At 32.4% G+C, this 11,782-nt stretch carries 9 protein-coding genes; 5 read left to right on the forward strand and 4 right to left on the reverse strand.

Annotated elements, in window-relative coordinates:
- Positions 1-234 precede the first annotated feature (234 nt).
- Positions 235-1,311, reverse strand: a complete 1,077-nt coding sequence (locus EYD46_RS15135; protein WP_130938012.1) for a serine hydrolase domain-containing protein — start codon at positions 1,309-1,311, stop codon at positions 235-237.
- A 47-nt stretch (positions 1,312-1,358) separates the two neighbouring features.
- Here EYD46_RS15135 and EYD46_RS15140 point away from each other — a divergent pair, with 47 nt between their 5' ends.
- Together EYD46_RS15140 and rimO are read left to right on the forward strand one after the other, a co-directional pair.
- Positions 1,359-1,547, forward strand: coding sequence for a hypothetical protein (locus EYD46_RS15140; protein WP_130938013.1), 189 nt, complete (start codon positions 1,359-1,361; stop codon positions 1,545-1,547).
- Entirely contained in the window at positions 1,528-2,832 is a 1,305-nt protein-coding gene (gene rimO / locus EYD46_RS15145) for a 30S ribosomal protein S12 methylthiotransferase RimO (RefSeq protein WP_130938014.1), read from the forward strand. The genes EYD46_RS15140 and rimO overlap by 20 nt, the downstream gene beginning before the upstream one ends.
- 77 nt (positions 2,833-2,909) lie before the next feature.
- Here rimO and EYD46_RS15150 read toward each other — a convergent pair whose 3' ends face one another.
- From EYD46_RS15150 to EYD46_RS15160, 3 genes are all read right to left on the reverse strand, one after another.
- Positions 2,910-4,190, reverse strand: a complete 1,281-nt coding sequence (locus tag EYD46_RS15150) for a carboxypeptidase-like regulatory domain-containing protein (RefSeq protein WP_130938015.1) — start codon at positions 4,188-4,190, stop codon at positions 2,910-2,912.
- A gap of 95 nt (positions 4,191-4,285) precedes the next feature.
- Complete coding sequence (locus tag EYD46_RS15155; protein ID WP_165454396.1) at positions 4,286-6,064, reverse strand: cytochrome-c peroxidase; 1,779 nt, start codon at positions 6,062-6,064, stop codon at positions 4,286-4,288.
- Between the two features lie 78 nt (positions 6,065-6,142).
- Entirely contained in the window at positions 6,143-7,738 is a 1,596-nt protein-coding gene (locus EYD46_RS15160; RefSeq protein WP_174719907.1) for a PhoX family protein, read from the reverse strand.
- A 438-nt stretch (positions 7,739-8,176) separates the two neighbouring features.
- On the opposite strand from EYD46_RS15160, the gene EYD46_RS15170 reads away from it, so the two are divergent.
- The 3 genes from EYD46_RS15170 (at position 8,177) to EYD46_RS15180 (ending at position 11,776) form a co-directional block, all read left to right on the forward strand.
- Positions 8,177-8,821 (forward strand): hypothetical protein, encoded by a 645-nt coding sequence (locus tag EYD46_RS15170; protein ID WP_130938018.1) that lies wholly within the window; start codon positions 8,177-8,179, stop codon positions 8,819-8,821.
- Between the two features lie 80 nt (positions 8,822-8,901).
- Positions 8,902-9,438, forward strand: a complete 537-nt coding sequence (locus EYD46_RS15175; RefSeq protein WP_130938019.1) for a T9SS type A sorting domain-containing protein — start codon at positions 8,902-8,904, stop codon at positions 9,436-9,438.
- Between the two features lie 22 nt (positions 9,439-9,460).
- On the forward strand, positions 9,461-11,776 hold the full coding sequence (locus EYD46_RS15180; RefSeq protein ID WP_130938020.1) for a hypothetical protein: 2,316 nt from the start codon (positions 9,461-9,463) through the stop codon (positions 11,774-11,776).
- Positions 11,777-11,782: the final 6 nt, after the last annotated feature.

An 11,782-nucleotide genomic window follows, 5' to 3' on the forward strand; every position in this document is an offset into this window, starting at 1 on the left:
TATAGGTTGTTGAAAATCAAACATTAGTGTTGATTTTTTTTCTATAATATTTAATTTTATGGAAAGACGTAATAGAATATGATATTTTGATACGCTATTAAAGGTATTTGATTTTAATGTTAACTCAGTAAGTATTTCAACTGATTATAACAGTAAAAGAGTATTTAATTTTGCGATTTCAGTAATCTTAATTATTAATAAAAAATTAAAAGTGTAACTATCCAAAAATTATAACTAATTTATAAGTGCATTAATTTTCCTCCATAACTCATTATCAAAACTAGAAAGTGCAAGGGTACCACTATTAGCCTTATTTCCCATTCTAATAATAACCAATTTTTTACTTGGTACTACATAAATTTTTTGATCGTTTTTGCCTAAAGCTGCATAAGTATCCATTGGAGCATTAGGAATTAAACTACCATTAAACTTTAATTGACTTGCTGGTAAATGGTAACTGTTTTTTCCGTTGAGCCACCATAGATATCCATAAGATAAATTTATATCTTGTGAGGTGTTTGTCGCGTCTTCTAAAAATGTTTTAGGAACAATTTGAGTATTATTCCATTTACCTTTAGCATAAATCATAAGCCCAAAACGCGCCATACTTCGTGTATTACTCCAATATACATTAAAGCCTGAACTTTGAATCCAAGCACCATTAATTCCAATTCTACTTTTTAGCTTACTTTCAAAATAAGAATTCCATGAAGTATTGCTGGCAGCAGAAACTACATCTTGCATTTTTTTATATACATTATGATATGCCCAACGCGTTCCTGCATCTGCTTTGTATTGCAAATTTTCTTTAGAAACATTATCCCCTAAGCTATCGTCCAATCCAGAATTCATGGATAATAAATGCTTACATGTAATTAAGTTTTCTTTTTCTAAAGCTGTACTCGTCCATCCTTTACCTAAGTAATCAGATACCTTATTACCGATGTTTATGATACCTTCTTCTTGTGCAATTCCTGAAACTGCTGTAGTTAACGTTTTACCAGCACTTGCCCAGTACCATGGTTTTGTAATGTCGTGTCCATTCATATATGCCTCAACTACAATTTTACCCTCATGCAGTATCATGAAACTTTTGGTGTCTTTTTCTTCAAGGAAGTTTAGCAGTGGTTGCAATTCACTTTGATTCCAACCCAGGGTTTCAATGGCTTTGTTTTCCCAAACATCAGAGCTTAATGGTGGGAAATATATGCTATCGTTAATAATTTCTGGTGTATCACTATTTGTATCTTCTGAAGAGCAACTACATAGAGAAAAGATCGTTATAAGAAGGTAGAAAATGTTGATTTTCATAACTGTAGGTTTTCAATTTAGGACATACAAATATATAAAAGGTTTAATTGAAAAGAAATTCCTCGATATTTATTATAGAAGCTTCAGTTGATATTGTCATTCCTGTGGAAATGGGAATCTTATATTTAAAAACTAAAAACCTAACCATAAGAGAGGAAAAGGATTTTTCTATAATTCGTAAATCATTACCTATCTTTGCACCTCCTTTAAACAGTTATGCGCACAAAATCACTTAAAAAGAATAGAATAAACGTAGTTACTTTAGGTTGTAGTAAGAATGTTTACGATAGTGAAGTACTTATGGGACAGCTTAAAGCTAGTGGAAAAGATGTGGTTCATGAAGAGGAAGGTAATATTGTTGTGATAAATACTTGTGGGTTTATTAATAATGCTAAAGAAGAAAGTGTGAATACTATTTTAGAATTCATGCAAAAAAAAGAAGCTGGAGATGTAGATAAAGTGTTTGTTACGGGATGTTTAAGTGAACGATATAAACCGGATTTACAAAAGGAAATTCCTAATGTAGATCAATATTTTGGTACAACCGAATTGCCTGGACTTTTAAAAGCACTTGGAGCAGATTATAAACACGAGTTGATAGGTGAGCGTTTAACTACCACACCTAAAAACTACGCGTATCTTAAAATTGCTGAGGGTTGTGATAGACCATGTTCATTTTGCGCTATTCCTTTAATGAGAGGGAAACATAAATCTAAACCAATTGAAGAATTGGTAGTTGAAGCAGAAAAACTAGCTGCTAATGGCGTTAAAGAGTTGATTTTAATTGCTCAAGATTTAACGTATTATGGCTTAGATTTATATAAAAAACGAAATTTAGCAGAGTTACTGGAATCTTTAGTTAAAGTTGAAGGTATTGAATGGATTCGTTTGCATTATGCATTTCCAACAGGTTTTCCTGTGGATGTTTTGGATGTTATGAAACGTGAGCCAAAAATCTGTAATTATTTAGATATTCCATTACAGCACATTTCAGATACTATTTTAAAGAGCATGCGTCGTGGTACAACCAAAGAGAAAACTACACAATTGCTTAAAGAATTTAGAGCAAAAGTACCTGAAATAACCATTAGAACAACATTAATTGTTGGATATCCTGGAGAAACTGAAGATGATTTTGAAACTTTGAAAGATTGGGTAAAAGATATGCGTTTTGAACGTTTAGGTTGTTTTGCTTATTCTCATGAAGAGAACACACATGCATATAATTTAGAAGATGATGTACCTGAGGAAGTTAAGATAGATAGAGCTAATCAAATTATGGAGCTTCAATCTCAAATTTCTTGGGAACTCAATCAAGAGAAAATAGGTAGAGTGTTTAATGTTGTGATAGATAGAAAAGAAGGTAATCACTTTATAGGACGTACAGAGTTTGATTCTCCAGATGTTGACAACGAGGTGTTAATTAATGCTACAACAACTTATCTTAAAACAGGTGAATTTGCAAAAGTTAAAATTATCGAAGCTGAGGATTTTGATTTGTATGCTGAGGTAGTAGTATGATAAATTGGAAATAAAAAAAGCCGATAACTAATTGTGTTAGTTATCGGCTTTTTTGTTTTTAAAGCAAATGATAAGTTTTAAGATTCTTTCCTTTCTTCTTTTTTGTCAAGTTGCTTCTTTATTTTTCTTATTGCGTTTTCTATAGATTTTTCTGGTTCTATAATATTGTATGTACCCCAAAATTCTGGGTCTGAAAAACCAGATGTTTGTTCTGTAAGTATAGTAGTAGGTCTTAGCATTCTGTCTTTTGTTTTGGTAATCTTTGTATTTGGAATTTCCCAATCTGTGATAGCCATTTCACTATTAAGTGTATAAATGCTATTAAAAAGTTTTCCTTCCCAGTTAACCTTAAATGTTAAACCAATATTGCTATATGCATAGTGCCATCTACCGTTTTGCGTTCTATACTTAACTTTATAAGAAGCTTCTGTAGGATATACATCAACCTTTCTTGGTTTTTTTCTAACAAATATAGAGCTAGACAATTCCTTATTTTTAACATTTAAGTTGTATTCAGCATTAGTTAAAGCAAGCGTATTTGCATCTATGTATAATCTACCGTAATACAAAGGAGATTTTACATGGGGCTTTTGTTTAAAATTAACTACATACACCAAATTTTTATTAATATTAGTAGAATTTTCATAATTAAAATCGTAGAAGTCAATATCGTCTTTATTAAAAATGTATTCAGGATATTTTACTAAATCTGTATATAGATTACTAAACGGACCTCCTTGTAATTTTAATGCAAGTGTATCTAGTCTGGAATAATCAATATTTTTTCTAGACTTAATTAATTCAATATGATCGTTACGAAGACTACTATATGGCTGTTTATGGATTTTAACAACAGCTTCTGATAATGATGCATTTTTACGTCTCTTCTTTATGGTTTCTCTGTAAAACGCTGTCATTAAAGCATTTTTATCATTGTAGGCAGTGCTTTTATTTGCCAAAGTTTTTTCTACTAACGTTCGGGCATCATATCTAGGAGATGCTACTAGACTTACTGGGTTTAGTTTTGTTACACTGGGCGTAAGCACAATTTTTTCGTAATCTCCCAAATCTACAATGTTTATCAATTTTCTTTCATACCCCAAATGGGTAATAACTAATTTTGCATCTAAATATTTATAAGGAATTTTTAATAAAAATTCGCCATCAGAATTTGTAACGGTACTAATGTTAGTGCCATCCACAACTATATCAGTAAAAACAAGTTCATCTTTGGTGTCCTTATCAATAATTTTACCATTTACTTCTTTAAAAGCTTGTGTGTTTTGCGCATGGGTAATAAAAAAACAAAACAATAACATACAAGCTAAACTTAGCCTTAAGTAAATTACTCTTTTCATAATTTTTGGTGTTATGGTTCTAATCTAAAAGTACAAAAAAATGATGTAAGGTTTTAATTGTCAGTGTTTTTTAACAATAAAATTAACTTTTTTTACTAGTTATATTCACTATCGGTTAATGATTTCATGAAAGCAATAATAGAATTTATTTCATTGTCATTCAGTTCTAACGGATCTGGAGGTAAAGTTTGGTAAGGTACATCTAGTCCCATACCTTGTCCCCCTCCCAAGTTATAGAACTCTAAAACTTGTTCTAAAGTTTTAAAAGCACCATTATGCATGTAAGGAGCTGTTAATTCTACATTTCTAACAGATGATGTTTTAAAGAAACCTCGCCTTTCCTCAACTTCGTATGGATAGTACATGCCTGGGTCGTCATCTAAAACTGGGTGTTTGAAATTAGCATTTTTAGTTAGACCTAAATTCTCAAATTCAGTTTCAGCATATTTTGGAGGTACCGTACCATTAAATGTAGGAGGGAAGTGACAAGTAGCACAAGCCGCCTTACCCATAAATAGGTTAAAACCTAAAACTTCCTTTTCAGTGATTGTATTTTCCAAACCCTGCATATTTCTATCAAATTTTGAATTGAACGGAGCTAAACTTCTAATATAGGTTGCAATAGCATGTCTCACATTTTTGTTAGTAATCTTACCTTCATATAAGGAGTGAAAGGCTTTTAAGTATTTTGGATTTTCTTTTACTCGTTTTTCAACTGTAATTAAATCTGTATGAAATTCATTTTTATTATTTGTAACCCCTACAATTTGTCCTTCAAGTCCATCTCCTCTACCATCATAAAAAAATGTACGTTGATAAACAGCATAAGATAGAGTTGGGGAATTACGTTGAAGTTTAATTCCATTTCTTCCAATAGCTACTTTATGCCCATCTGTAAACGCTTTTTCTTTAATATGGCACGTAGCACAACTCATATCGTTTCCATTAGATAAAGAAGCATCATTGAATAAGCTTTTACCGAGTGCAATTCGTTCCTTCGAAATTGATGGCGAACCTTGAGGAGCAAAATGAGATAGGTTGAAAAAATCGTTTTGAAATAAGTTTTCACCATAAGGGTTGAGTTCATAGTTCTCTGCCATATCGATATCCCATTCTTTAAAAGCCTTAGCAAGTAATACTAATTGTTTATTTGTATGGTTTTTGATAAAAGCATAACGATCGAAAGTTTCAAAGTTTGAAGAAATCAATGATTGTTCTGCAGCTTTAAACGCATTTTGCAATTGCTTATATACTTCAGTTTTTCCAAAAGAGTCTTTCATGTAGTTGAGGATATTCCATAAAGACTGGTAAACATAAGCCGATTCTTCAGTAGAATTCAGTTGCATTGGAGAATCAAAACCTGTAATACCTTTTGTAGCAACTGTTATGATTTCATCTCTAATCATTTTAAGATAGTGTCTATCTTTTTGCTTATATATAATATGGTTATGCGCCATAAAAGGCACTCTAGACCTTAAAAATGTTAACTGTAATTCTAGTTCATCTATGTCTAGACCTTCATCAGCATATAATAGTTCTTCTACAACCTGTAAACTTTTAGGTTTAATTTTTTTTACATCAGTATAATCTTCGGCATGTACTATGAGTAGATTAGGTCCGTTAATGGTAAGATAACTGTTGTTGTCAAAAGCTATCATAAAAGGCTCAGCATATTTATACCATTTTCTTATCTGTTTAAAAATAACCTTGTTTTCTTCTAAACTTTTTGTGGGGTTTAGTTTATTTAAGTAAGTAGATAAGCTGTCTAAATTTTGCAAATAGTAGTCTCTTAAATCTTTTGTAAAAGCAGAATTTGTTTTTACCATTGTATGGCCAACAATGTTGCTTTCTTTTTTACAAGAAAATATGCTCATTGTTACAATAAGAAAGAGGAACCCTTTAAGGATTCCTCTTCTATTTCTCTTATAGAAATATATGTTAATCATATACAACTATCTTGGTAAACCAGTGATTTTGAATAAAAAAGAGCCTTCAAAATCTGAAAGACCTTCAGCGATAGCCGTAGGATCAAAGAATGCTTGACCATCTGCTCTTATTGCAGTATCAATTTTATCAACTTCCCATCCATGAACTTGAACACCACACAAATATGTTGGTTCAGAAGCGTTAATAATATCTGTAACATCAATCATACCAGTAATCTCCCATTTACCGCCTCCGCCGTACTCCGGGTTGTTATCTTCATCACACTCTAAAACTGTAGAAAGGGCTCCAGTAGCTATTTCATACTTATATAATTTTGCCCAACCTTGAATTGCTGTATTTTGGTTAAAATAACCGTTAGGGTCTTCTTGGATATATACGTAATTTTCTGTAACAAGAATGTTGTCAGGACTATGGAAACCATCAGCTATACCACCAACTTTATCTCCATCAAGAATACAAGTTATTTTACAATCTCCAGTAGGGTCATCATCATTTAATTCAACCATATAAATGCGACCAAAAGTTGTACCTCTTTTAGCTAAATCTGGATTATCACTTCTGTAACGTCCGGTAACACAGAAAAATAATGCTCTTTCGTTATCAGCAGAACCTTTTCTCCAATCTATATCCTCAATTCTTTGAAAACCTATTACAGAAGCGTCTATAGCTTCTTGATTTAATTCATCTTTCGTTCTTTCTGTCATTTCTACCCACTCAGCATCATAAGTTACTCCTTCAGCCATCCCCATTTCAAATAAAAGACCTCCTTGACCAGGCTCAGATTCAACAGGGTTTTTTCCTTTTAAAACAAATAAGTCTCCGGCAAATAAATCTCCTCTTGCCCCAACATACATACCCAAGTGACCTTCTGGGTACGAATTGTTACTATCATCATCTCCAATGATAGCTACGGTTTTTCCTGGATATGCATTTTTGCCTATAACAACGGCATTTTCAGTAGCCCACTCTCCCATAGCAGCAGATCTTGTAGCGAAAGACGCTAAACCTGGATCCTTGTAAGGATCAACAACATATACACCTTGAGCACCAGCTCCTTGACCTACCCATTCTCCTCCTGAAAGATACATCGGACCAAAACCATGCTCTTCTTTAGAAATACCAGAACCAGAGCACATGGCAGTAAATGCAGTTGCTGTAGAGTTTACAATATAGTCTCCTTCCATAGGTTGTAATTCCTTGTTCACTTTAATTCTGGCTATAGAGAAATCTCTTTCTAAATTTACAATGAAAGAGTAGGTGTCATCTCCATTGTCAAATAATGCGCAACCATCAGTATAAGAGCCATAAACAAAACTAGGGTCTGAAGGCAAAATGTCTTGTGATGTTAATAGCATTTCAACATTCACAGAAGCGTCTTTAACGTCAAATACTTTGTTAGCATCTACAACTGAAGTGGTTAATGGGTCTAGATTTGGTGGCATAAAATCTTCTCCATCTTGTCCGTCCTCTCCGTCTTGCCCATCAATACCGTCAATACCGTCTTTCCCATCTTTGCCGTCTTCAATATCGCAACTTATTATTGATAAAGGAATAATTGCTAAAGCAATTACTAGCGATAAAAAGCTAAATAATTTTTTCATAATTTTTTTAGATTGTTTTTAGTTATTATTTCCTTTCAAAATTAGAATGGTATTCCAAGAATTTCGTTAAATGATTACTGTGCTTTTATTAAGTTAGGGTTATAGAAAGGTTATCAATATTATCTAAATATTACGATGGTTATTACAGTGTTAAGAATTGTTATGAGATGGTTAATTTTTAAAATTTCATTAATTAGCCAATATAAATTAATGTGTTTTTTAATGGACAAAAGGTGGACATAATCAGTTTTATTTTTTTTATTGTGTCTATATGTATACATTGGTATTACTTAACATGATTTATATGCCAACCGTTGATATGCATAGTATTACACTAGTACTATTGTTTTTTTGTTTTTCCCTTTTGTCCAGTTTCACGTATTCAACATCAGGACAAACAATTAAGTTTAATTTTAATTCACACTTTAGTATCTAGATATGAAGAAGATTTTTCTTTTTTCAATTATTATGGGTTTTACTTCCCTAGTGTATTGCCAACAATTATATATGGAATATGGCTCCACTATTTCTTCATTTGATTATAAAAACTCAAGAGGCCAGCGTTTAAATAATTTGTTAGCACAATCTAAATCCTATTTTGGGATGGGGTATAGACATCCTTTAAATAAGGCTAAAACTATTTTTCTAAGAGGAGGTATTAATTATAATAACTATGGAGCTATTGGTAGTGAGAGTAGTGTAGATAATTATTTTGCTTGGGATATAAGCTACTTAGGAATAAAAGGAGGTACTGATGTAAAATTATTTCAATGGAACGATTTGGTGTTTTTTGCCAATGGTTCTGTTGCTTCAGAGTTTCTGGTAAGGGGAAACCAAACTATAAATAATGATGTGTTTAATTTGGTAGGAGAAGAAGAGTTTAATAATAATATTTTGTTTTTAAGGGCTGGTATAAGTATGCAATATCCTATTTCAAGGAGTACTGCCATTGTTGCTAGCTATAATTACGGTAGTTCTATTCTAATAAGTAGTGGTATTAGTGCTGAAAAACTAAAACTAAACGCACATCAATTCGGCATTGGTTTCATCATTAACTTACCCAAGTGTTATTGCGATTTTTAGGGTGGACAAAGTATGGACACTATAGTATGTAAGTAATATTTAATATAGTTTCGGTAAAGCGAAGCATCAAAAAACAACAAATGATAAAAAAACTAATTAGATATATTTCAATTTTAGTTTTGATGATTTTTATAGCCCCATCAGTTATTGGGCAGTCTAAAACTCAAAATTCAGAGTATAGAGTTGTAAGATCTAGTGTGGGTATTGGAGGTTCTTCTAAAACATTTCAAACATCTAAAGGAAAGTATACTATTAGCCAAAGTATTGGGCAAGCTAGTGTTATAGGTACAGCTTCTACCAGTGGTTACTATTTGCGTCAAGGTTTTCAGCAACCTCATAGTAAAATAGTAATTAAAACGAGTAAGGAAAGTAGTAGCTTAAAAGCGTTAGTATTTCCTAACCCGTTTGAAGAACGTGTAACCATCTCATTTAAAGAAACTATTAAAACTAAAGTTATTGTTGAAATTCATGATGTAAGTGGGAAGTTAGTTTATAAGAGTCAATTTCTTCCATCTAAAACAATACAATTAAATTTAAATAGTCTATCCACAGGTTCGTATATTTTAAAGGCGCATACCGATGATAAAATTCTTAATTCAAAACTTATTAAAATATAGCACCAATAAAAAACCAAATGTTATGAAACGCATAATTACCCTAGTTTTATTTTTATTTATTTCAATAAATACTTTTGCGCAAACTGAAGGTATTAGTTATCAAGCTGTTATTATTGGACCAGATGATTTGGAATTACCTGGTGTAGATTCAGAGGGTAACTATCTGCCAACAACAGATATAACTGTGAGATTTTCAATAATTGCTCCAGGAAGTGGGGACGTTGAGTTTACTGAAGAGCAAGAGACAACTACCGATGAGTTTGGTAGAATAAATTTAATTATTGGAGCAGGGAACTATGATGATTTTGAAAAGATATATTGGGATGGTAGACCAAAATCTTTAAAAGTTGAAATAGATTTTAAAAATGGAGAAGGCTTTATGGATTTGAGTATAGAAAAACTAACCTATGTGCCTTATATTCAACATAGAACAATAAAAGCTTCAGATTCATTAATAGTTGATGGTAATACTGAATTAAAAGGAGATTTAACAGTTGTAAGTCAACCAACAAATCTAGGGGGAACGTTTAATGTTAATGGGGGAAACACAGCATATTTATCAGGAAGACTTGAGGTAGATAGTTTAGCCAATTTTAACAATGGTTTAAATGTAAACAACAAAAGTATTACTAATTTATCTGGAGCCTTAATAGTTGGGGATTCATTAACAGGCCCTCCTAATTGGGATGTAGATGCCCCTACAATACTTAATGGTAGTTTAGAGGTAAAAGGTAAATCTACTTTTGGAGCTTTGGAATCAAGAACATTAGTAGTTAATGATAGTACAGAATTAAAAGGAGTTGTAGCTATAAACTCTGAGGATAATCAGGTAAAAATTACTACTACATTAAATGGTTCTGATTTAGATATTAATAACTACCCTTTATTGGTTGAGGGTGGTAATCAAGGTATAGCAATTAAAGTAGAGGGTGGTAGAAATAATTCTAATAACTTTATATCTTTTTGGGATACAAGTGAGACACGTTATGCTTTTGATCTTGAACAGTCGGTGCTTGATGGGCTTTATGGAGAAGGAGGAGATCCTCTAGGAGGAGGTGTTAGGAGACAACCAGGACAAACAATATCTGGAGTAGATCTGCCAACGGCTACTCCAACTATGTGGGGACGTATTGAAGGGGAAACCCCATCAGAGTATGATAATAATGCAGATTATAATTTTGATCAAACCTCATTAAATTATGACATTTATGATGCTGGTTTTGATGTTGCCTTTGCACTCTACGATTTGGCGGCTTCATTTGTACAAGTTACAGCTTCTTCTACATCGTCTACACCATGTGTTGGTTTAGGAACCTGTGTAACCGCACCAATACCTTCTTTTATCGTTAGTAGTACAGCACAATCTATCGCAGCTGGTCTTCAAGTAGTAGCTGCTGGAGTAGGTGTAGGTATTGCAGCAAATAATAAGGTAAAATATAATTACAATAAAAATAGATTTCGAGGGGTAACCTATGCTTCTGGAGCTGGAGATTATGCAGAGTATTTGTTAAGGGAAAATACAAATGAAGCTATGAGTTATGGGGATATAGTTGGTGTTAAAGGAGGGAAAATCTCCAAAAACCTTACTGGAGCCGAAAAAATTATGGTTATTTCTCATAAGCCAATTGTATTGGGGGCATTACCACAAAAGAGTCAAGAGCATCTATACGAAAAAGTAGCCTTTATGGGGCAGGTTCCTGTTAAGGTTTTTGGTAAAGTAAATATAGGTGACTATATCATACCAAGCGGTAAAAATGATGGTATAGGTATTGCTATACCTCAATCTAAAATTGAAATAAATCAGATTAAAAGCATAGTAGGTTTAGCGTGGACTAAAAGTGAAAATACTACAGGTTTTAATATGATTAATGTAGCGGTTGGGCTAAACAGAAATGATAATAACATTATCGTACAAAATCTAAACGAGGAAGTACGCAACCAAGCAGCTGAAATTGCTTATTTAAAGAACCAAATACAAGATATATTATCAAGTATTTCTAAGTTAGAGCAGGGCAAGGTTATGGGTGCCGATAACATTGAAGAGACTCATGAAAATGGACAAACCTCAAAAAAGCATATTCAACGGAAATATAATATTGTTGAATCTCATGAAACGGATATAATATATTTTGAACTTACTGAAGATGATTTTGAAAAAGGGTTGGTCTTAGCTGAAGAAATGATTCGTGACTCTGGCGAGTACGAAAGATATAAAGAACCATTAGAAAGACTTAAAAATGATGCTACTTTTAAAAGTAAGTTTTTCAATAAACTAAAGAGCGATCTACATAAAAAGATACATTATCATAAAGGTATTGATAAAGGAGGTAAACATTAAACATGT

Origin of the sequence: Hyunsoonleella pacifica (assembly GCF_004310335.1) — a bacterium.
GTDB classification, from domain to species: Bacteria; Bacteroidota; Bacteroidia; order Flavobacteriales; family Flavobacteriaceae; genus Jejuia; species Jejuia pacifica.

Coding starts and splice junctions, on each gene's coding strand:
- EYD46_RS15135 (WP_130938012.1), bottom strand. CDS start 1,311: ATGAAAATCAACATTTTCTACCTTCTTATAACGATCTTTTCTCTATGT.
- rimO (WP_130938014.1), top strand. CDS start 1,528: ATGCGCACAAAATCACTTAAAAAGAATAGAATAAACGTAGTTACTTTA.
- EYD46_RS15150 (WP_130938015.1), bottom strand. CDS start 4,190: ATGAAAAGAGTAATTTACTTAAGGCTAAGTTTAGCTTGTATGTTATTG.
- EYD46_RS15155 (WP_165454396.1), bottom strand. CDS start 6,064: ATGAGCATATTTTCTTGTAAAAAAGAAAGCAACATTGTTGGCCATACA.
- EYD46_RS15160 (WP_174719907.1), bottom strand. CDS start 7,738: ATGAAAAAATTATTTAGCTTTTTATCGCTAGTAATTGCTTTAGCAATT.
- EYD46_RS15170 (WP_130938018.1), top strand. CDS start 8,177: ATGAAGAAGATTTTTCTTTTTTCAATTATTATGGGTTTTACTTCCCTA.
- EYD46_RS15175 (WP_130938019.1), top strand. CDS start 8,902: ATGATAAAAAAACTAATTAGATATATTTCAATTTTAGTTTTGATGATT.
- EYD46_RS15180 (WP_130938020.1), top strand. CDS start 9,461: ATGAAACGCATAATTACCCTAGTTTTATTTTTATTTATTTCAATAAAT.